Consider the following 23,408-nt stretch of genomic DNA (forward strand, 5'->3'; position numbering starts at 1 on the left):
GAAGAGGATTTATATTGTATTAATTGGGTTCTTTGAGACTTGGTGTCTTGGTGGTGAATAAACATTGAGAAAAAGGTAATATGATTGAAGGGTAATGGAAAAGAAATTAAAGAATGTATATTGAAATACGGTCCAAGATGCAATCTTGAACCAGCTAAAGTACCGGATGCAATCTTGAATCAGTTTAAGGCTGAAAATGTAAAAGGGCCGACTGAACGTATCAGCCGACCCTTACTATTTACAAAACTTAAACTTAAAGCAAAATCTTTAATTAGAAGTTAACTTCATCTTTAGCTTCAGTATCCCACCATAAACGAGTGCTGATTAAATCAGTACCATTCATTGTTTGTTCAACTGTTTCAATAGCTGCAGCATTAGTAATTCTTTGATCCTGAACAAAAGGCATACGCTTAATCCATTCGTCAGCAGGAATAATACCCCAGTCTGCATTACTTAAGTTGTTATACACATGAGGTAATTTAGGATATCCTGTTCTACGGAAATCAGCCCAAGGCTCATTTGGATTTGTAAATGCAGCAATCCATTTTTGAGTAATAATTTTCTCTAATTTTTCTTCGTTAGAAGCAGCTTCATTCCAAGCTACAGTAACAGTAGAACGAGTTACAAAATCATTAACAGTACCATCATCTAATGCATCATAAACAACATCGTTGTAATTGATAGGTGTGCTTGTAGCATCTGCTAAATAAGCATCTACACCACTAGCTCCCCATTGAGCAAATGAAGCTCTAACACCTGCTTCATAGTTAGCTTGTGCATCTCCGGCACCTTCCCAACCACGTAAAGCAGCTTCAGCTAAATCAAAATAAACTTCTGATGATGTTAAATATGGTCTTTCTTCCCATCCTGCAATTGCCGGATTCATTTTAGAATAAGGTAAGTGATCACTCTTAGCTTCCATTCTTCCACCTGCACGTACTCCTTTATAAGGGAATTCAGGGTGATCAGCAACTAATGACTCATCAGAAACAGCCTCGAAAAACTGAGCGATACGTGCATCTTTTAATCCAACCAAAATAGACTCCATAGCAGCAGACATACGAGTATCATCCCATCCTGTAATAACAGCTAAGTAAATTTGAGAACCATATAAAGGAATATAGAAATCATCACCGCTAGATGTAATTAATCCTGCAGCATCTGCAATAGCTTTTTCACCTTGAGCTTTAGCTAAAGCAGGAGCTACTTTTGAAATACGGATCGCTAAGCGTAAACGCATTGAGTTCACTATTTTAGCCCATTTAGCAATTTTTCCTTCATAAACGTCATCAAAATTTTTAATTCCTTCATATTCTAAATTCGCAGCAAAAACTTCCTGAATATCATCTAAATCTGCAAATAAAGCAGTATATAACTGCTCTTCACTATCATATCTACTCTCAGCCTCACCGTATGTAGAATAAATTAGAGGGCCATGATATGTTGTTAAACGAGAAATACCTAAAATACGGATTAATTTTGCCCATTCATTAAAAACTTGTTCACCTTGTTCCTGAGCAGTATTCATAGCTTGCTGAGCAGGAGCCATTAAACTATTATAAATACGTTCCCAATAAGTATTCCAAGTAATAGAATAAGTCGTATTGTTTACACCACTCACAAATGGCGTAGGTGTTGCCATATAATTACAAAAAGATTCAGCAATTAAGTTTTCTTCAATTTGATGACCAAATATATTAGCAAGCATTTTAGGATAGAACGAACCAATATCATTATGATCTTGCCTCAAAGATTCTTGGGAAATCTGATACGGATTAATGTTCGCATCCTCAAAATCATCGGTACAAGAGTTTAATACAATCACCCCTGCTATTAATATAAATAATAACTTTTTCATAAATCAATAATTTTTAGAATGTCAATTTAAGGTTAAAACCATAAGTTCTTGTAGATGGTAAGTTAAAGTTATCCACAGATTGTGAACCTAAACCAGTACTCATACTCATTTCAGGGTCAAAAGGAGCGTCTTTATAAATAAAGAACAGATTGTTTCCTACTACTGATAATGAAGCTGATTGTACAAATGGTAAACCTAATTTTTGTGTATCGAATTTATAACTCAATGCAAGCTGAGCTAAACGGATGTTAGTTCTGTCGTAAAGATAGTGTTCACTTACACCTTCTCTACCACCAATACTCTTATAGTATGTTTCAGGATTCATTTGTGTTACTGCTGTTCCATCAGGCATTACTGCATTTACAGCAACATAACCACGATCTCTTGCGTCAGCAGATCTTTGACTTACTCCGTAACCATCTAACATTGATTCTGTTTGACTGAATGCATTACCACCAAATGCTGAGTTAACCAGGAAGTTAAATGACCAGTTTTTATAATCGATAGAGTTGTTCCATCCTAAAGTAAAATCAGGGTTTATACTACCTCCCAATTCTGGATCTCTTGTTTTTCTGAAAGTACCATCATCATTAAGTAAAAGTTGTCCTTGCTCATTTTTAATGTGCTTATAAACATAAAGGTCTCCAATTGATCCACCTGTAGTAATTCTTGAGACATAACCATCCGCTGACCCAATATTCTTAAAACGATCTGGGTCTCCAGGATAAAACTCAACAACTTTATTTCTATTTAAGGCAAAGTTAAATGCAGTTTTCCAAGTTAATGCACCTGTTTTAACTGGAGTTGCATCTAATATAACCTCAATCCCTTTATTTGTAATTTTACCTGCATTAAAGTATTCTGATGTAAAGCCACCAACTTGCTCATCTGTAGGAAGAGTACGCTCTAATGCTTGCCTTGTACTTGTAATATCATAGTAAGTAAAATCAATACCTAAACGACTTTCTAAAAAGCGCCAACTTGTACCCACTTCATAAGTAACTAACTGTTCTGGTTTACCTTTTTTCCAAGGTTTTCTGGTATTTTTTACAAGCAGACCAGTACCATCATTTTCACTGTTTTGTACCATTTGACCAAATGGTACATCATTGTTAACCTGAGAACCTGAACCTCTAACTTTAGCAAAAGTAACCCAATCAGGTAAATCTACCATTTGAGAAAGGATACCAGTAACACCTACTGCTGGATAGAAATAAGATTCGTTTCCTGTAGTTGCTAGAGTTGAAGACCAGTCATTACGTCCTGAAAGGTCTAAGAATAACATATCTTTATAACCTAATTGTACGTTAGCAAAAGCACCTTCTTTAATAATTTTACCACCATATGAATTCTTGATGATAGATGTAGGCGCCATATTATAAAGCGCAAAAATATTTGGCTTTATTAAATCCATACCAGCTGCATCAGGATTTATTGCAATTATACCATCCTGAAGAATAGATACTTGATAACTTGCACCTGCAATAACGCCTAAGCTAACATTTCCAAAATCATTTTGGTATGTAAAAATACCATCAGTATAAGCTTGTCTGTCAGTAAAGTGTTGATAATCCCACTTACCAGTTCTTGAAATGTTAACCGGGTTACCACCTGCATAATATCTTTGATCGTAAGTTTTTACAGCATAGTCATAGTTACCTCTAACTTTAAAGCTTAACTTGTCTGTAATTTTATAATCAGCACTTAAACTTGCAATAACACGATTTGTTACGTCTTCCCTTGGTTGTTTTTTCAATAACCAGTATGGGTTAGATTGGAAACCACTATCGTAATCATGCCATTCCTGTAAGATCATTGCTCTCTCTTCATCAAAATACGAATAGTTGTTTTTGTAATAAGAGAATGGTTGTTTACCCAAAGAAACATCTCTAGAAGGTGCAGCTCCATCTCTTGGGAACATATACAACCCTGTTAATGGATTGTAGTAATAACCTGCAGTACTTCTGTTTTTAGTTTTTTCGTTTGTTAACATTATATTTGATGTTAATGTTACTTTATCATCAAATATTTTTGCAACTTGTTTAAAAGAGAAGTTATGCTTGTTGTAGTGGTTATTAGGAATAATACCACCTGCACTTGTATTTCCGTATGAGAAGTAAGTAGTTAATTTATCTGTACCACTACTAACAGAAATATTATTAATCGTATTATAACCTGTTCTGAAGAAATCATCCACATAATTATCTTCATAATTACCAGCTGTAGTAGCCCAGCTTTGGTTAGAATTACCTCTAGCACCATACTTAAATTGTAAGTCTGGTGTTTCCATTACACTTTCGAAAGTAGTACTAGAACTCACTGAAACAGAAGTTTTACCAGCTTTACCTTGCTTTGTAGTAATAATTACTACACCATTAGCTCCCTGGCTACCATATAAAATAGAAGCAGTTGCACCTTTTAGTACGTTGATGCTTTCAATATCATCAGGGTTAATCTGAGATAATCCATCACCACCATCAGTTCCTCCCCAGATACCTCCCTGGCTTGTTTTTCTGTTAACCATTGGTACCCCATCAATTACATAAAGTGGTTCAGATAACTGACCAACAGATTTACTACCACGTAATACTGTTCTTGTAGAACCACCAGCTCCAGATGTACTCTTTTTGATCTCTAAACCTGCAGTTTTACCACTTAAACTACTCATGAAGTTAACATCCTTCGACTTCATCATTTCTTCTCCACTTACTTCTTGAGAAGAATAAGTAAGAGTTTTCTTTTCACGCTTAATACCTAATGCTGTTACAACAACTTCATCAAGCCCTGTTACTTCTTCTGTTAATGTAACATTAACTTCAGATCTACCAGCAATAACTTCATCAAGTCCCTGAAACCCTATAAACGAGAACGACAAAGTACCTTCTGCATTAGCCACCTCTAATGTATAATCACCATCAAAGTTTGTAATGGTACCATTAGACATATTTTCTTTCTCAAAAACATTAACACCAGGAATCGGTAATCCTGCACTGTCAATAACTTTACCTGTAACAGTATGCTGAGCAACTAATGTTGCTGATGCAAGGAATACAAGTAAAAAAAGTCCAATTAAATTTTTAATCATGATCCTCATTTGTTTTAGATTGTTTTCATGTTTACTACATCATCTTTAAATACATACTCACATGAAGGTGCCCCCCCTTCAGATGGTCTTTGATAGCCATCAGAATAATAATAATTTTGACCCATCCTCCTTATTTAACTATTAATAATATTCTCTTGATTATTTCTTTACAAATTTAAACAGCTACCACAATGCGAGCAAATTAATTGATTACGCTAAAGCGGCTTTTTATTACCCTAAAACGATAACTTTAAAAACTATTAAAAAAATATTAAAACTTAATAAATTACTGATGTACAGAAAAATAGAATCTTACTTACAGTTTTTAACTTTGAAACATGGATTTATTACTCTATAGCGGCATTTATCGCAAATATCCTTTTAATTTTAAAACATTTTTATCAATTGTTAAACAATATTTACCGGATGGACAACGTAAAAATATCTTAAATACATAGTTACTTACAATCTATAACAGTAAAAAGTAAATATGGTTTTACCATAAAAACAAACATATCAACCAATACAAAAAAAATCCTACCCGCCTAAATAACAGCGAGTAGGAAACCTAAATAAATATTGCAACACCCCTGTTACAATGAAAAAGATTGTATCCGGATCTATATAAATGATCCTCTATTCCTTTAAATCTTCTAAAATTGGTTTTTCAGAAGATTCTACATAATTTCTTAGTTCTGGATTTTCCTGATCAAATACAACAATATCATTAACACCTTTTTTCAACCAACAGCCCGGTAAGTAAAGTGTTTGCTGTGGACCTACACTCCAGTAACGACCCAGGTTATGTCCGTTGACAAAAACAATTCCTTTACCCCACTCCGTCATATCTAAATAGGTATCACCCGATTTCTTAACCTTAAACGAACCTTTATATAATGTTGGTAAATCAGCAGATGAAGCTTGTGCATCTTTATCCAGCGCAGGTTGCTTGTCCATTGGTAGTTTATACATTTGCCAATTTCCGGTTATCTCATAATCATTGATAAATACAGGTTCTATAATACCTTTCTTATTATGAGGCAATTCACTTCCGTAGTTGATTCTACCCATGTTTTCAACCAATATATCCAAAGAACCATTGAACGGAATTTTTACATCCAACTCAAAGTTTTTATCCATACGATTTAATGTTCCTACTTTTTTACCATTTACAAAAACAGTAGCGTAATCACGTAATCCAGGAACTTTAAGTGTACCATTAATAGGTTGAGTAAATCGTTTGCGGTATAACACATAACCGCTACCCTGTAATAGCTCCTCAAATGTTAATGGCGAATTTGATTTTACTGGTTCAATATTTTTAACCCAATCAAATAAACTTTGTGATTGAGTAAGTTTTATTTTACCTAAACTAACAACAGGAATCGCTTCCGGTATTTCAGGCAGACTTACTTTCTGATATTTCTGCATTAAATTACGAATAGCCATATACTTTTCAGTAGCTGCACCATTTTCTGCAATAGGAGCATCGTAATCGTAACTGGTAAGTTGTGGCTGAATAGGTACTTCATCAGTAAAGTTAGCACCTGAAGAAAAACCAAAGTTGGTTCCGCCATGTACCATATAAAAGTTGAAGCTTACACCATTTTTCAGGTACTCTTCTGTTTGTGCTGCAATATCCTCAGCACTGATTTTAATAAATGGTTCTCTCCAGTGATCAAGCCATCCAGGATAAAATTCAGCTACCATATACGGACCTTCTCCGTTATGATATTTATTAACCAGCTTTTTTAACTGCTCAACATTACCTTCTCCATTTGCGGTAGGTAAAACTCCATCAATAGCCCCATACTGAAACAACCACGAACCATCAGAAGTAAAGAAAGGAACATCAAAACCTGCATTTTTCAATGCATCATATATCTTGTGATAATAAGCTCTGTGTTGTTCTTCTGTAACTTCTTTTTGTTGCGACATATAAGAACCAAACTCATTTTCGACCTGAACCATAATGATTGGTCCTCCATGAGTAATTTGTAAATCCTTTACTTCTTCAGCAAGTCTGTTGATATAAGTTGTACACTCCTGTACAAATTTATCTCCTGAACGAATCTCCAAATCTTCATCGTTTAATAAACGCCATGGAAATCCACCGAACTCCCACTCTGCACAGGCATAAGGACCTGGACGTAGAATCACTTTCATGCCCTCCTTATCTGCAGCTTTAATAAACTCTCTTAAGTTCTTTCTGTCTGAAGTAAAATCCCATTGGCCAGGAGCCGTTTCATGATAATTCCAGAATACATAAGTAGCCACTGTGTTTAAACCCATCGCTTTCATCATTTGTAAACGATGACTCCAATATGCTTTTGGAATACGGGCATAGTGCATTTCTCCGGAGTAAACATGATATGGCTGCCCATTCAGTACAAAATCTCCGTTCTTTATTTCAAAAGTTTCTTTACTCTGTGCATTTACAAATAAACCGCAAAGCAAAAAACTTAGTATTACTAATATTCCCTTCATATACTTTGATTTAATAAATGCCTAATGTTGAAATAACCGGACAAGCTTTTGCATCTTCAATTACAACTCTTAATTTATCGGCTTTAACTCCGTTTAAAGGAAGTATTCGTTTGTAACCAACAGTAGTTGCATTCGCTATTGACTTCCAGTTTCCATTCTGATACACTTCAACAGAAAACTTTTTAATTCTTTGTCCTAACTCAATATATTCTTGTAATACCAAATAGTTTAACTGAGTTTCATGTTTTAAAGCCACCTCGATAGTTGAGCCAATTACATTATCATCAGTACACCAATAAGTATCCCTGTTTGAATCAATCAAATTTGTTGCGCAATAATCTGAACTTCCGCCTCTTACGTTAGAAGCCAGTATGGTAGCATCTTTAGCATAATTATTAGAGAATGTTTCATCTAATTTTGCTTTAAAAGCTTTTAAAGATGCCACATCATTCTCATGAAAAACACCTCTTCTGTCCGGAGGAATATTTAACAACAACAATGCACCTCTACCAACTGAAGTAAGATAGATATCAAACAGCTCATCTGCTGTTTTAACCAATGAATCCTCACTAGCGTGATAAAACCAACCCGGACGAATTGAAACATCAACCTCAGCAGGTAACCATGCTGTTCCATCTTCGGAACCGGTGGATAATAAATGCTCTATACCACCTTTTCCGGCATACAACGTATCAGGTGTAATAGTTGACCAGCATGTTTCATTTACAAAACCAGACTCATTACCACACCATCTTACTCCAGGACCAGCATCACTAAAAAAGATCACATCATCCTGAATTTCTCTGACTAAATCCAAAGTTGTTGGCCAGTCATAATATTTTTGTTTATCAATTCTTCGCTCCTCTTTAGCACCGCCATAGTATCCATCACCACCATTTGCTCCGTCAAACCACATTTCAAACACAGGTCCGTATGCATTAAACAGCTCTTTCAACTGGTTTCGGTAATACTCAATATAAGAAGGCTGACCATAATCTGATCTGTTTCTATCCCAAGGCGACAGGTAAACACCAAACTTCATGTCCTGAGCAGTACATGATTCACGTAATTGCTTTACAATATTACCATTACCATTTAAGTATGGACTTTTAGCAATAGTATGATCTGTATATTCTGAAGGCCATAAACAAAAACCATCGTGGTGTTTACATGTTAAAATAACGCCCTTAAAACCAGTTTCCTTTAAAACACTAACCCATTGATCGGTATTTACAGTATCTGGATTAAAGACTGCAGGAGATTCATCACCATAGCCCCATTCTTTATCTGTGAATGTATTGGTAGTAAAATGAACAAAGGCGTTCATTTCCATCTGATGCCATGCCAGTTGCTCTTTAGAAGGTAACGGCAAGCATGCCTCAGGTGGAGTGACCTGAGAACAGCTTGCTATTACTAACCCAAAAATTAATATTAAAAGCTTATGCATTGTCGGTTATTTTTTGAATTTAAAAGCTAATGCTTTTCCTTCAGAAAGTTTTGTAAGGTTTTTAGGTAATGTTACAATAACCTGATCACCTTTAACTGTATATTTTACACGTTGACCTGTAGAAATTAAAGTCATTCTTGCTCCTTTATGAGGAACATTGCCATTCCAGCTAACAGTTGACTCTAGTGCTTTGTCTTCGCCATAAGTGGCAATTGCGTAACAGTATTTTGAATCTTTTGATTGTGTAAAAAACACATCTTCACTTTGAAATACCGGTAATGTACGTGTTGCATAGATTGCTTCACCATTTTTGTTCATCCATGCTCCGATTTTTTCAAGACTTTCAACTTGTCCCGGAGTAAACTCACCTTCCGGAGTTGGTCCAACACCTAACAATAAAGAACCTCCTTTTGCAACTACTTCAACCAATGTTTTAATAACCTGCGATGTAGGTTTATATTTATCTCCCGGCATATATCCCCATGCTCCTCCAAGTGTAATACAGCTTTCCCATGGATGATCCAATGCTGTATCAGGAATATGTTGCTCAGGTGTCTGATAATTTTCAAATTGTCCACCAACTGTACGGTCTACAATTAATAGTCCCGGTTGATTTTCACGAGCCATTTTAGCGATATTAGGCATATCAATATCCTGACTCCATGATGGAATTGGAGCTCCCCAGGCTCTTACTTCGTCAGTTACTGTCTCTAAAGGACGAACCCAACCTCCATCTAACCATAATAAGTCAACGTCTCCGTAATTGGTCATTAACTCCTGAATCTGGTTAAATGTATATTTTTTAAATTGATTCCATCTCCATGGATATCTGTTTGCGTCGTAGTTATTGTTTCTGTCTGGTGTAGCATACTTTTTCCACCAGTAGTAATCACTATGCCAGTCTGGTTTTGAGAAATAAGTTCCCACCATAAACCCTTGATTACGATAAGCCTCTAATACATATTTAAGGGCATCTTGCTTTGGGTTTCCGGCAAATTTAGAGTGAGCGATACTATAATCTGTTTGTTTTGTATCCCATAAACAAAATCCGTCATGGTGTTTTGTCGTAAATACCAAATATTTCATTCCAGCTTTTTTAGACGCTTCTGCCCATTGTTCCGGGTTAAATTTTACTGGATTAAATTCATCTTTTAATCCGAAATACCATTTTTTATAGTCGTTATAAGATATTGTACTGTCTCTTTCAATCCAGTCTTCTGAACACACAGACCACGATTCAATAATACCAGGAACTGCGTATAATCCCCAGTGGATAATAATACCAAATTTTAGATCCTTCCATTGTTCAAGCTTTTCAATTACTTTTTGATCCTGAGGAGCCTGGTAGTGCGCCGTTTGAGGATGTGTGTGCTGGGCTACTGAATACTTCGCTCCTATTGCAAACAATACTAAAAATATAACTACTAATCGCTTCATAATTCTTAAAACTGAAATTCCAAATTGTGAATTGTAGCCTTTTCTCTGTTTACAAGAAACAGAGAAAAGGCTAAATCAACTCATTAATAATCCTAACAAGAAATTCTTGTTAACTAAATAAACCTATGTGAAACCTATTATTCATCTAACGGTCGATAATTCACCCCTAAACTATCGAACCTCTTTAGATGTACTTTTAATCTTTTTACAAAGTCCTCATAATTCTGTTGCGACTCATTTGTCCAAAGAACCTCAGACATAGCGCACAAACGAGGAAATACCATATATTCAACTTTATCTTCAGATGTAATATATTCTGTCCAAACATTAGCCTGACCACCTAAAATATGCTTTCTGCTTTTTTTGTCAAGCTCAGGTGGAACAGGTTTAAATTGATAAACTTTATTAAGAGAAGTAAATCCTCCTATGGATAGTGGTTCATATTCCTGATCACCTTGCAGATGATCGAAATAACAAAATTCACCAGGAGTCATCACTACATCATGCCCTGTATGGGCTGCTTCTATACCACCTTCGTAGCCCCTCCAGGACATAACTGTAGCTCTTTCCGGCAAACCACCTTCTAAAATTTCATCCCAACCAATCAACTTCTTTCCTTTGGATGCAACGAATGTTTCCATTCGTTTAATAAAATAACTTTGAAGTTCCATTTCGTCCTTCAAATTATTTTCTTTCATACGCTTCTGACAAAGCGGGCAATTTTCCCAGCGTTTTTTCGGGCACTCATCTCCACCTACATGAAGATATTCTCCTGGAAAAAGTTCAACAACCTCACTTAAAATATTTTGCAAAAACTCGAATGTTTCTTCTTTACCGGCACAGTAAACATCATCGCTTACGCCCCATTTGGTATATACTTCAAACGGACCTCCTGTACAAGATAATTCAGGATATGCAGCCAGTGCAGCAACTGCGTGCCCGGGCATTTCAATTTCAGGAACTACGGTAATACAAAGCTTTGTTGCATAATCAACCACTTCTTTAATTTGCTCCTGAGTATAAAATCCACCATAAGGTGTACCATCAAATATTTGATTCTCCTCAACATAATGGCCCACCATGGTTTCTGGTCTAACAGAACTAATCTCTGTTAATTTAGGATATTTTTTAATCTCAATTCTCCATCCCTGATCATCTGTTAAGTGCCAATGGAAAGTATTTAATTTATGCATTGCCATCATGTCAAGCATATGCTTAACAAACTCTACAGAATAAAAATGACGGCATACATCAAGGTGCATCCCTCTCCATTTAAAAGATGGTTGATCTTTAACTGTTAACACAGGAATCTCAACAATCTCACCATTCTTTTGATTTGGATAAATAACCTGTAACAAACTCTGAATACCAAACATCAAACCTTGCTTTGAAGCACCCACAACTTTTATGTTGTCTTCGGTAATATCTAAAGTATAAGCTTCCTTATTATCACTGATTGATGCATCAATTAACAGGTTGATACCTTTACCTTGCGATTTACGTTGAGCGATTTTTACATTTACATCTGTTAATGCAAAAACCTGTTCTCTTAAGTAATCAGCTAAAGTTTTAACCTGATCATCTGTAAATTCAATAACGTCGGTTACATCTAAGTTGTAAAATCCATTACCCAACTTTAAATGATTTGGCGCAGGTACAATACTTACCTGTGCCTGAACATTTTGATTTGTTATTGCTATCATACCAAGAAGTAAGAATAGTTTTGAAAAGAGATTGAATACCTTCATGATACACTTATCTTTAAATCGTTATGCTTCCAAATTATACGGGACTAACGCTGCAGCTCCCAATACAGGAATATCACTATTATTTGAAGGAATGATAGCTGTTGTTTGTAAAGCATTTTGGTGAGGAAATTTCTTTAATACTTCTTTCATATTTGCCTCAAAAAGCGAGAAAGAATTTGATAAAGAACCTCCAATAATAATAGCTTGAGGCCCATAAGCATAAATAATTGTTTCTATTAAATGTGCCACATGTTCTCCAAGACTATCAAAGGCTTTTTGTGCTTCAGCATCTCCGTTAGCAGCTCTTTCTGCTAAATCTTTTCCTTCGGTATTATAAGTTCGTTTAAAAAATTTACCGCTGCAATAGTCTTCGTAATTTGAATCTTTATAATAGATTCCTCCAAACTCACCAGCCATTGATAAATTACCAACATGAAGGGTGTTATTTACCAAAACTCCTGCTCCGGTACCTGTACCCATTGCTACAGCAACCAGGTCTTTATATTGTTGTCCTTTACCAAAATATTTTTCTCCCAATGCAAAACAATTGGCATCATTGCCAATAAATACCGGAAGATTAAAATGAGCTGATAAAGTAGCTTTTAAAGGAACATTTTTCCATGCTGGAATGTTTGCTACATTATATACGATTCCTTCTTCAACATCAATAAGTCCGGGAACTCCAAGACCTATACCAGCCACTTTGTCATCCAATAACTCAGCGATTCCCTTTTTTAAATCATCGATAATTTCATCCTGAGATCTGAATGCGTCAGTTGAAGACTTAAATTCCTTAACTACTTTACTATCCTCAACATAGGCAAAATGCATTTTTGTTCCGCCAACATCAACACCTATGTAGTTCTTACTTGCCATACCCTTTAATTTATTCCTTTTATAAAACCGGTTTAGTAAGTAGGCGTTAATATGTTAACGCCTACTATAAGTCAACCTTTAAACTAACCCCTAATCCAGATTGATATCTCCTTCTGCTGATTTTTCAAGTTCACGAGCGTGACCTAAGAATTCGTCAACAGACATTTCTTTTACAAAGATTAATCCGTGAGCGGATCTAAGCTTTGGATTTTTATTTTGATAGAAATAATCTTTACCTAATAGTAATTGTACATTTTGAAGCTGGTTAACCCAGATTTTTTGAGATAGTGTACTAAACTTACCATTTAATTCAAAACTTGGGAATGAAGCATCAACCTGACTTAAGTAACAGTTTTCGAAAATTCTGTCCATTGAAGCCATCTCACCTAAAGAAACTGGAACAATCACATTAGCTTCATCAGGAGTAAACTTAAACCAAACGTTACGGTAACCCCAAACTCTCATTTCAGAAATATCTTTCTCTTTTTTCAACTCTCTTAAAGCTTCAGCTGTTGCCTGTAATACTTTGTAGTGCGTATCAGGACCTGAACCTTCAGGGTCAAATGCTAAACTGATTACTGTAGGATCAACCTTTTTAATCATTTCTAAAAGAGGTGCAACATCTCTGTTTTTCTCTGGTTGTTCTGTAAAAATATCTCCTTTGTAAAAACCTAAACGGTTGTGAGTAATATCTTTTACAGGTACACCAAAATGAGCCCAAACTAATTCTTCTTCAAACTCACGAATCATCCCCTTAATTTTTTGAACTGCAGGTGGATTCTTCTCTCCGTCGTAGCTATTTTTAAGAATAGTTAATACCTCATTAATTTTATCTCTTAAATCACTTTCGTCTTTAACAGCGTAAGTTTCAACTAAAGCTCTTACCACACGGTGACAAAGACCTCTGTTCATCTGGTATTTGTCGTTTCCAGCTAAACTTGTTACGTAGTGGTAAACATCTTTATCCCACTTGAACTTATATCCAGACTCGAAGAAATCAGCATATTTTACCATTTGAATATCTTCTTTGTCTAAAAGAACTTTAGTGTCTTTTAAACACTGAATAACAAAAGTGTTTGTTACCGCATTAAATCCTGAAGTTAAAACAGCAAAGTTGAATTTATTGCTTTCTTCCTGAATGTGCTGACTAATGAAAGGTAAAACACCTAATAAAATATCATCATGGTGAGGACCTGTAAATAAGAATCTTTGGTTTTTCTCAACTCTTAATCCATTACTGATCTTCTCTTTGATAGAAGACACAACTGTTTCAGGAGTTTTTTCAGAAACCCCAGGAATCATACTAGTGTATTTATCCTCTTTTAAATCTTCTAATAAAAGACGATGACCATATTTATTGATGTTTTTACACAAGTTAATTACGGCCTTCTCTGATTTAGCATGTGTCCACTCACCATTTTTATAGTTGTAATCTACATAATCGTTCAATTTTGTAGCTGCACCTTCAGTTAAGTAAAAACGGCTGTTTGGTGATTTTGCTAAAACACTTGCAGGGTAAATATTTGACATTGGTTGCTCTAACGATTGTTTTACAACCTCAGCTTTTGCTTCACCTGCAGCAATAATAATAGCTGTTACTTCTTTATTATATGTAATGGTTTCTAAACCAATAGTAATAACCAATCTGTTTGCAGAAATTTCAATACCTCCAAGGTCACCAGCTGCTACGGCTTGTGTTTCGAAGTTTGTTTCTGTTAAACGAGTTACAGAGAATAAATCAGATCCTCTAACGTTGAAGGCAATGTGCCCGTCAGGACCAATACCTCCTAAGAAAAATCCTATACCACCTTTTTCTCTGATTTTTTGCTCATAATCACTACACCATTGGTCGATCAAGAACACAGATTCCTGTTGGATTTTTTCTGTTGGAGTTGCAGCTTCTCTGTATCGTAATGAAAGATCAACTTTTCCATCAGGGAAAACTTCATTGAAAGTCATTCCTTGAGCCAATGGAATTTCATCACAATTAATTAACAATGCTTTTTCTCTGTCTAAACCAAAGTTTTCGATATAGAAATTAACCACATAGTTATAAAAACTGTTGTGCTGATGAGATCCAATTGGATAGAATTCATCGATTTGAACAAAGTGTAATCCACTTAATTCTGGTTTCTTAACACCCTTTAATCCTGATTTCTCTCTAATTGCTACAACGTCTTTCTCGTTCCAGTTTTTTAATAAATACTTTGTCCATTTAATAAAAAACTCAGGAGTTTTACCTGTAGGTAAACTAATTACTCCCTCCGGGTTTTGAGCAACCCATTCTAAAAATCTTAATGCTGTAAACAATCCTAATTTTGGGAAATTGTCAACAACAACATAAGGAATTTTTGTACTACTCTCTTTAAGCATTGATTGGGCAACAAAAGCCTTCTCAACCTCTGATAATTTTGATATATCGTTCTTCATCTTATAACAATTAATTAACACATTCGTTTTTTAAAGATCACTTACCATAACTTGCAATGTATTTATCAAAGATATTTTCCATTACAACCGCAAGGGCGCCATACATACCTATTTCTGATCCAAAGTTTGAAACAACAATATTTGTTCTTTCTCGGATCTGCTTCATGGCATGTGTATTAATTCCCTGTTGAATTGGTGTGGTAATTAACTCACCTGAATCAGCAAGTTTTCCACACAATACAATCAACTCAGGATTTAAAAGCTGGATCAAAATAGAGATTCCTTTTCCCAGATTTTTTCCGGTTTCATCCAATATATTAATGGCGTACTGATCGCCTGCTAAAGCAGCTTTGATAACATTCTTAAGTACCTTAAAATTTGTACTAGAACCATTATTTTCCAGCAGAATAGATGTTTTTCCATCTGCCACACCTTTTTTTGCCATCTCCAGAATAGTTGTACCTGATGACACTGTCTCCATACAACCTAATTTTCCACAGCGACAAAGATGTCCATTCTCTACCATCGGGATATGAGAAAACTCACCTGCAAAACCTGATGCACCATGATAAAGTTTACCATCGAGCACCATTCCCAAACCAATACCCCAATCTAAATACATGACTAAAACATTCTTTTTGTCTTTAGCACATCCTAGTCTGTATTCAGCCAATGCCATTGCATTAGCATCATTTTCTATGAAAACAGGTCTGCCAATCTTTTCTTCTAATAAATCAGCAACCGCAGCTTCTCCATAATTTAAATAAGTATGATTAATTCCGTTTACAGAATCAATTAAACCAGGCATACTCACTCCTATTCCCAGCAGTTTTTTTCTATTTAAACCTGACTTATCAATTACTGAATTAATGGCTTCAACAATATGCTCTAAAGTATCTTCAGCATTATTAAGCTCAATAGAATACTCTTCTACCTCAGTTATCTGCTGGTTGTTTGCATCATATATAGCAATCTGGGTTTTATAGATACCCATTTCAACTGCCATCACATAAAAGCTATTTGATGTTACTCCATACAAGTCGGGTTTCCTCCCTCCTATCGATTCGCCCTGTCCTTTCTTCTCTACAATATTTTTATCTACCATTTCACTTAAAATGGTCATCATATTAGGCGCACTAATCTTTAGGCGTTTGCATAGTTGGGAGGTAGTTTGTGGTCCTTCTATATATAATACTTTAGCAATTCTAACTTGCTGTACATATCTCTTTTTCTCAACCCCAGCTAACTGGTTCACCAATTCCGTTTCAAAATGAAAGTTATTCATGGGAGTTTTATAAATGTTTTTTATTTTGACAATGTAAAAGAACTACTTTTTTATTTATCATCCAAGACTTTTGTAATTTTTTTAGTAAAGTAGTATCGTAATTTTAATATTTTTATATATTTGTACAATCTTAAAATCCCGAAAAACAATTTCTAATATTTATAAACAAGGGTAATCCAGTGTATATTATGAATTCCAAGATCTTAGAAATTTGTGCTTTTTCGCTAGAAGCATCTATCAAAGCAGAAAAAGCCGGCGCAAACAGAATAGCACTTTGTGCAGCTCCAGGTGAAGGTGGAACAACGCCATCATTCGGGTTAATGAAGAAAGTATGCAAAAACGTTTCGATTCCGGTAGTTGCATTTATAAGGCCCAGAGGGGGTGATTTTTATTATTCCAAAAAGGAATTCAATATTATGAAGGAGGATATTAAGATGGCTAAGAAAGCAGGTTGCTCTGGAGTTACCCTTGGTATTTTAAATAAAGACAATACCATTGATATTGAGCGTACCGCACAATTAGTAGAATTAGCACAACCCATGACAGTGACTTTTGGAAGAGCAATGGACCTTAGTCCCGATCTTACACAGGCTATCACAGATATTATTGAAACGGGTTGCTCCAGAGTACTTACCAGCGGGGGTAGAATTAATGTAGAAAATAGCATACCTTTAATAAACAACTTAATCAAGATTGCAGAAAACAAAATAACAGTGATGCCTGGTTTTAACACTGACGACCATAATTTACAGCTTTTGGTAGAACATTTAAACACCAATGAATTTCATGCTTCTGCAAAAATTGCTTTTACAGAAGACCAGCTAAGCATCTTAGGTTTTGGAGTAAGTGTTTGTTATGATCAGGCTTCGATTAAAAATATGAAATCGATCCTTAACAATCACAAAAGAGAAAATCTGGCATTTTAATATATACTAATTCCAATTGAAACAGTAACATATAAGCACAATGAAGATTAAATTAAGAGTCCCGAAGTTAAAAACCGCCCTGTTTATTGCAGGTATCATGGTTTTATCTACCAACCTAAAAGCTCAAGTAGAAAAATTCAGAGACTGCAGCCTTTCAATAGAAGAAAGAGCGCAAGATTTATTGAGCAAATTAACTTTAGAAGAAAAAATATCTCTTATAGGATTCAATTCACCTGCTGTGGATCGCTTACAGATTCCTGCTTATAATTGGTGGAATGAAGGATTACACGGTGTAGCAAGAGCCGGACTAGCAACTGTTTTTCCTCAGGCTATTGCTTTAGCTTCTACTTTTGATCCGGATATGGCACAATCTGTAGCTGATGCTATTTCTACAGAAGGACGTGCTAAACACAACTTAGCCATTGCACAAGGAAGACATATACAATATATGGGAATTAATTACTGGACTCCCAATATTAATATTTTCAGAGATCCAAGATGGGGACGCGGACAAGAGACTTATGGTGAAGATCCATTTTTAACAGGAAAAATGGGAACTGCTTTTGTAAAAGGACTTCAGGGAACTGATGAAGATCGTTATAAAATTGCAGCCTGTGCCAAACACTTTGCTGTTCATAGTGGCCCTGAAGCATTAAGACACAGATTTGATGCAATTGTTGACGAAAAAGATTTAAGAGAAACCTATTTACCTGCTTTTAAAACTTTAGTTGACAATGGCGTATCAGCTATTATGTGTGCATATAACAGAGTAAATGGAGAGCCTTGCTGTACAAGTCCTACACTATTGGATGAAATCTTAGGTAAAGAATGGGGTTTTGATGGACAACTTACAACAGACTGTGGTGCATTAGAGGATATATACTTACGTCATAAAAGTACACCTACAAGTGTTGAAGTAGCAGCAGAAGCTATTAAAGCCGGCATTAACATGGATTGTTCTGAATTAATTCAGAAAGATGCCATGGAAGCCATCAATAAAGGACTTATTACAGAAGATGATATTAATAAATCAATTTATAAAAACATTATTACCCAACTAAAATTGGGTATGTATGATAAACCCGAAGAATCACCATATGCTACTTTTGGTGCCGATAGTATCAATAACCAATACCATGTTGACCTTGCATTAAAGGCTGCAGAAAAAAGTATGGTATTATTAAAAAACAACGGCATACTTCCATTAAAAAGAGAAGAAATAGGATCGCTTATGGTAGCCGGAGAAAATGCCGCTAACTTTAGTACGTTGGCAGCAAACTACCACGGAGTTTCTGGAAATATGGTAACCTACATCGAAGGTTTAGTCAATAAATCAGGTCCATCAACTGCAGTTCAATACGATTTAGGTTGTAGTTATGCAGATACAGCTCACTTTGGTGGTACATGGGCAGCAAGTTTTACAGATGCGACTATCCTGGTACTTGGTTTAACTCCATTATTCGAAGGAGAAGATGGCGACGCCTTTTTATCGGAACATGGTGGCGACAAAGCTGATCTTAGCATTCCAAAAGCTCATTTAGCTTACCTTAAAGCTATGAGAGCTTATCACGACAAACCAATTATTGTGGTTTTAACCAGCGGTAGTGCCATTGATGTTAAAGCTGTTGAACCTTATGCTGACGCAGTTATTTTAGCCTGGTACTCAGGTGAACAAGGCGGTAATGCATTAGCAAATATCCTATACGGAGATGTTTCTCCTTCAGGAAGACTCCCATTAACTTTTTACAATACTATTGAGGACTTACCTGCTTACGAAGATTATAACATGAGCAACAGAACCTATAGATATTTTACTGATGAAGTGGCATATCCTTTTGGTTTTGGATTAAGTTATACTGATTTTAATTATACATGGAAACAAAAACCAGCTGAAAGAGTTAAAGCTGGAGAAGATATTACATTCAATGTTACAGTAGAAAACACAGGAGAATATGACTCGGATGATGTGGTTCAGGTATATGTACAATATCCTGATATGGAAAGAATGCCTGTTAAAGAACTAAAGGCATTTAAACGTACCTCATTAAAGGCGCATACTTCAAACAATATAGAGTTTTCTATTGATACAGATGATTTACAAAAATGGGATTTGAACAAAAGCAAATGGAAACTATATAAAGGAAATTATAAAATCATGGTTTCTAAAAATGCGAACGAACCTGTTCTTGTACACAATTTCGTTATAAAATAATTTTTCAAAGTTCATAGGTTAGATTTGGTAATAGAAGGTTCAGGGATATCTTAAATTTTAAAGGTTCATGCAAAAGATAATTTTAATATGTGTATTTATATGGTTGCTTTTTTCTTGTAACAATAAAGATAAAAGGATACTCCCTGAACCTTCATCTAAGCCCAATTCTGCCCAATGGGAACAAATCAACAGAAAATACGGAATGTTTATTCATTTTGGGATAAACACCTTTGTTGATATGGAATGGACCGATGGTTCAGTTCCAGCATCAACATACAATCCTACATCAATTGATGCAGAGCAATGGGTTAAAACAGCCAAAGAAGCTGGCATGAAATATATTATCCTGATCTCAAAACATCATGATGGTTTTTGTTTATGGGATAGTAACTACACAACCTATGATGTAGCAAGTTCCGGAAATAAAACAAATGTTATTGAAGCGGTTGCTAAGGCATGTAAAAAATACGACATTGAATTAGGTTTATACTATTCATTGTGGGATAGAAAAGAGAACGGAAATGATTATATCACAGATGTTCATCCTTTAATCTATGCCAATGACTCCATAATGGATAAAACATATAATAAATACATGATTAACCAGATCAATGAACTCATTGATATTACTGAAAAATATACTGATGTTGTTGAGTTTTGGTTTGATGGTGGTTGGGCAAAAGCAAATAACAGATGGCCATTGGAAGAAATATATACCACAATTAAATCCAGAAAACCCAATTGTCAGATAGGAATCAACTGGTCAATAGGTTTACCTGATAATCCAGATTTTCATGTGGTATATCCTAACGATCAAAAAGAAGGTTACCCAATTCGTTATTTCCCTAGTGATTTCAGATTGGGAGACCCTATGCTACCGGCAGAAAACGATCCTAAACTATTTACTCACAACAACAAAACTTATTACATGCCGTGGGAATCTACTGTTTGTATGAGTCAAATGTGGTTTTGTAATTCAAACGATACCACCTACAAATCAGCAGAAGAGCTTGAAGAAATTTATGATACAGCCACTGCTCAGGACAATATTCTGATTTTGAATTGTCCTCCCAATACCAATGGGGTTATGAGAAAAAAGGATATTGAATTATTGATGCAATTAAAAAGCAAAATAAAACCAGGATAGCTGCAATGGAAATTCTTGAGTAGAGACACACTCAAAATAAGAACATAGTAAACACAAGGAATAAAATCAAAAAACAATAACAGATGAAACAAGCCATGAGAATGAATTCTCACACATGAGGATAATTTAATTGGCAAGTTCCATATGGCAATTAAAAACAAATTTACACATATGAAACTATCAATCAGAAAACTTATTTTCCCTTTGATAACAGGAGCAATTTTGGCAAGCTGTTCTGCACCCAAAACAGAAACTGGCAGTAGCAGGTTATCAAGTTACATTGATCCTTACATAGGAACAGATTACCATGGCCACGTATTTTTAGGTGCAAATGTTCCATTTGGTGCCGTTCAAGTTGGTCCTACTAATTACATTAAAGGTTGGGACTGGTGTTCAGGATACCACTATTCTGATTCTATCATGACCGGATTTGCTCAAACACACTTAAGTGGAACCGGAATTGGCGATCTTGGTGATGTTTTAATTACACCATTTACTGGTGAAGTAAAAGTAACTCCGGGAACTGTTGAAAAACCAATGTCTGGTTATTCATCAAAATACACACACGATAAAGAAACTGCGATTGCAGGGTATTACAGTGTTGATCTTTTAACTTATGATATCAAAGCAGAACTTACAGCTACAGAAAGAACTGCTTTTCATAAATATACATTCCCAAAAAACGATCAATCACATATTGCTATAAATCTTGATTTAGGTATTGGTTGGGACCGTCCTACGAAATCCAGCCTTTCTTTAATTAATGATTCAACAATTTTAGGATATCGTTTTTCAACAGGATGGGCAAAAGACCAACGTCTTTATTATGCAATCCGCATTTCAAAACCTATTAAGGATATTCAATTATACAGACAAGATCAGGCTTTAAAAGGCACCGAAGCAGAATCTGATAGTTTAATGGCTATTATCTCTTTCCCTACTCAGGATAAAGAGCAAATCATGCTTAAAGTAGGTATTTCTCCAGTGAGTGGTGAAAATGCATTGGATAACATTGTTAAAGAGAATGCTGGCTGGGACTTTGACAATATTGTTGCTCAGGCACAAGCAAAATGGGATGACGAATTATCAAGAGTAACCATTACAAGCTCTGATGAAGCAAAACTTCGTACATTCTATACAGCAATGTATCACGCTTACACTGCTCCTGCTCTATTTAATGATGCAAATGGAGATTACAGAGGTACTGATAAAAAGGTATACAAAAATGCCAGCTTTAATAACTATACAATCTTCTCTCTTTGGGATACATACAGAGCTGCTCAACCATTTTATACCTTAACTCAAACCGAAAGAGTTTCGGATATGGTAAACTCAATGTTGGCTATTTACCAACAACAAGGAAAACTTCCTATCTGGCCATTACATGGTAGCGAAACGGATTGTATGGTTGGGTACAGTGCAGTTCCTGTAGTTGCAGATGCAATTTTTAAAGGATTCAAGAATATTGATAAGAATTTAGCTTTAGAAGCAATGAAAGCTTCATCTACTCGTGATGACTACGGTATGAAATACATGAAGTCAATGGGCTTTATCCCTTGCGAATTAGAAAAAGAATCAGTTTCTAAAGCCTTAGAATATGCTATTTCTGATTGGAGCATTGCTGAATTAGCAAAAGATATGGATCAGAAAGAAGATGCTGAGTATTATACTAAAAGATCAAAAGCTTACGAACGATATTTCGATAAAGAAACACAGTTTATGAGAGCCGTAAAATCTGATGGAAACTTCCGAACTCCTTTTAATCCATTCCACTCTATCCACGAATGGGGTGATTATACAGAAGGTAATGCATGGCAATACACATGGTTAGTTCCTCAGGATGTTCCTGGATTAATCAGTTTATTTGGTTCTGATGAAGCATTCACTCAAAAATTAGATAGCTTATTTATTGTTAAAGGTGATATGGGCGAACAAGCTTCTGCTGATATTAGTGGTTTAATTGGTATGTATGCTCAAGGAAACGAACCTAGTCACCATATCCCATATTTATATTCTTTTGCCGGACAACAATGGAAAACAGCTGAGTTGGTTCGCAGAATTATGGATGAAATGTACACTGACAAGCCTGATGGTCTTTGTGGTAATGAAGATTGCGGACAAATGTCAGCATGGTACTTACTATCTTCAATGGGATTATACCAGGTAAATCCAGCTAACGGAGTATTTGTTTTTGGTTCTCCTCAGTTTGATGAAGTAAAAATTAAACTTGAAAACAACAAATCATTCAAGGTAACCGCTTTAAATCAGGGTAAAGAAAACATCTATATTCAAAGCGCCAGCCTAAATGGTGAAGCTATCAGCCGTTCTTATATCACATACGATGAGATCATGAATGGTGGTGAATTAGTTTTTGAAATGGGTAATACTCCTAATAAAGAATTTGGTACAGCTGTTGAAAACAGACCATATTCAACAATGGTAAAATAATGTATATAAAAGCCATTTTATA

At 35.4% G+C, this 23,408-nt stretch carries 13 protein-coding genes; 4 read left to right on the forward strand and 9 right to left on the reverse strand.

From position 1 onward, the window contains the following. Positions 1-271 precede the first annotated feature (271 nt). From OM075_RS17235 to OM075_RS17275, 9 genes are all read right to left on the reverse strand, one after another. The gene (locus OM075_RS17235; protein WP_301191778.1) at positions 272-1,858 is read right to left on the reverse strand and encodes a SusD/RagB family nutrient-binding outer membrane lipoprotein; all 1,587 of its coding nucleotides are present in this window, start codon (positions 1,856-1,858) and stop codon (positions 272-274) included. Between the two features lie 13 nt (positions 1,859-1,871). Next, on the reverse strand, positions 1,872-4,943 hold the full coding sequence (locus tag OM075_RS17240; protein WP_301191779.1) for a SusC/RagA family TonB-linked outer membrane protein: 3,072 nt from the start codon (positions 4,941-4,943) through the stop codon (positions 1,872-1,874). 636 nt (positions 4,944-5,579) lie between these two features. Beyond that, entirely contained in the window at positions 5,580-7,430 is a 1,851-nt protein-coding gene (locus OM075_RS17245) for a beta-galactosidase (RefSeq protein WP_301191780.1), read from the reverse strand. A 10-nt stretch (positions 7,431-7,440) separates the two neighbouring features. Continuing rightward, the gene (locus tag OM075_RS17250) at positions 7,441-8,877 is read right to left on the reverse strand and encodes an alpha-L-fucosidase (protein WP_301191781.1); all 1,437 of its coding nucleotides are present in this window, start codon (positions 8,875-8,877) and stop codon (positions 7,441-7,443) included. A 6-nt stretch (positions 8,878-8,883) separates the two neighbouring features. After that, positions 8,884-10,314 carry an alpha-L-fucosidase gene (locus OM075_RS17255; RefSeq protein ID WP_301191782.1) on the reverse strand — a complete coding sequence of 477 codons (1,431 nt, stop codon included), beginning with the start codon at positions 10,312-10,314 and terminating at the stop codon, positions 8,884-8,886. Between the two features lie 137 nt (positions 10,315-10,451). Beyond that, positions 10,452-12,062 (reverse strand): beta-N-acetylhexosaminidase, encoded by a 1,611-nt coding sequence (locus OM075_RS17260; protein WP_301191783.1) that lies wholly within the window; start codon positions 12,060-12,062, stop codon positions 10,452-10,454. Between the two features lie 21 nt (positions 12,063-12,083). Next, entirely contained in the window at positions 12,084-12,938 is an 855-nt protein-coding gene (locus OM075_RS17265) for an ROK family protein (protein ID WP_301191784.1), read from the reverse strand. A 90-nt stretch (positions 12,939-13,028) separates the two neighbouring features. Then, positions 13,029-15,368, reverse strand: a complete 2,340-nt coding sequence (locus OM075_RS17270) for a 6-phosphogluconolactonase (protein ID WP_301191785.1) — start codon at positions 15,366-15,368, stop codon at positions 13,029-13,031. A gap of 37 nt (positions 15,369-15,405) precedes the next feature. Next, complete coding sequence (locus tag OM075_RS17275) at positions 15,406-16,653, reverse strand: ROK family transcriptional regulator (RefSeq protein WP_301191786.1); 1,248 nt, start codon at positions 16,651-16,653, stop codon at positions 15,406-15,408. Positions 16,654-16,841: 188 nt separating this feature from the next. Between OM075_RS17275 and OM075_RS17280 the strand changes: the two genes are divergently transcribed. From OM075_RS17280 to OM075_RS17295, 4 genes are all read left to right on the forward strand, one after another. Further along, the gene (locus OM075_RS17280) at positions 16,842-17,579 is read left to right on the forward strand and encodes a copper homeostasis protein CutC (RefSeq protein ID WP_301191787.1); all 738 of its coding nucleotides are present in this window, start codon (positions 16,842-16,844) and stop codon (positions 17,577-17,579) included. A gap of 40 nt (positions 17,580-17,619) precedes the next feature. Further along, positions 17,620-19,791 (forward strand): glycoside hydrolase family 3 N-terminal domain-containing protein, encoded by a 2,172-nt coding sequence (locus OM075_RS17285; RefSeq protein ID WP_301191788.1) that lies wholly within the window; start codon positions 17,620-17,622, stop codon positions 19,789-19,791. 67 nt (positions 19,792-19,858) lie between these two features. Further along, positions 19,859-20,938 carry an alpha-L-fucosidase gene (locus OM075_RS17290; protein WP_301191789.1) on the forward strand — a complete coding sequence of 360 codons (1,080 nt, stop codon included), beginning with the start codon at positions 19,859-19,861 and terminating at the stop codon, positions 20,936-20,938. A gap of 171 nt (positions 20,939-21,109) precedes the next feature. After that, a complete protein-coding gene (locus OM075_RS17295) occupies positions 21,110-23,386 on the forward strand; it encodes a GH92 family glycosyl hydrolase (protein WP_301191790.1) in 2,277 nt (758 codons plus the stop codon). Positions 23,387-23,408: the final 22 nt, after the last annotated feature.

It is taken from the genome of Plebeiibacterium sediminum (assembly GCF_026013605.1).
GTDB lineage: Bacteria > Bacteroidota > Bacteroidia > Bacteroidales > Marinilabiliaceae > Saccharicrinis > Saccharicrinis sediminus.

Coding starts and splice junctions, on each gene's coding strand:
- OM075_RS17290 (WP_301191789.1), top strand. CDS start 19,859: ATGCAAAAGATAATTTTAATATGTGTATTTATATGGTTGCTTTTTTCT.
- OM075_RS17285 (WP_301191788.1), top strand. CDS start 17,620: ATGAAGATTAAATTAAGAGTCCCGAAGTTAAAAACCGCCCTGTTTATT.
- OM075_RS17270 (WP_301191785.1), bottom strand. CDS start 15,368: ATGAAGAACGATATATCAAAATTATCAGAGGTTGAGAAGGCTTTTGTT.
- OM075_RS17275 (WP_301191786.1), bottom strand. CDS start 16,653: ATGAATAACTTTCATTTTGAAACGGAATTGGTGAACCAGTTAGCTGGG.
- OM075_RS17260 (WP_301191783.1), bottom strand. CDS start 12,062: ATGAAGGTATTCAATCTCTTTTCAAAACTATTCTTACTTCTTGGTATG.
- OM075_RS17250 (WP_301191781.1), bottom strand. CDS start 8,877: ATGCATAAGCTTTTAATATTAATTTTTGGGTTAGTAATAGCAAGCTGT.
- OM075_RS17280 (WP_301191787.1), top strand. CDS start 16,842: ATGAATTCCAAGATCTTAGAAATTTGTGCTTTTTCGCTAGAAGCATCT.
- OM075_RS17255 (WP_301191782.1), bottom strand. CDS start 10,314: ATGAAGCGATTAGTAGTTATATTTTTAGTATTGTTTGCAATAGGAGCG.
- OM075_RS17265 (WP_301191784.1), bottom strand. CDS start 12,938: ATGGCAAGTAAGAACTACATAGGTGTTGATGTTGGCGGAACAAAAATG.
- OM075_RS17295 (WP_301191790.1), top strand. CDS start 21,110: ATGAAACTATCAATCAGAAAACTTATTTTCCCTTTGATAACAGGAGCA.
- OM075_RS17235 (WP_301191778.1), bottom strand. CDS start 1,858: ATGAAAAAGTTATTATTTATATTAATAGCAGGGGTGATTGTATTAAAC.
- OM075_RS17245 (WP_301191780.1), bottom strand. CDS start 7,430: ATGAAGGGAATATTAGTAATACTAAGTTTTTTGCTTTGCGGTTTATTT.
- OM075_RS17240 (WP_301191779.1), bottom strand. CDS start 4,943: ATGATTAAAAATTTAATTGGACTTTTTTTACTTGTATTCCTTGCATCA.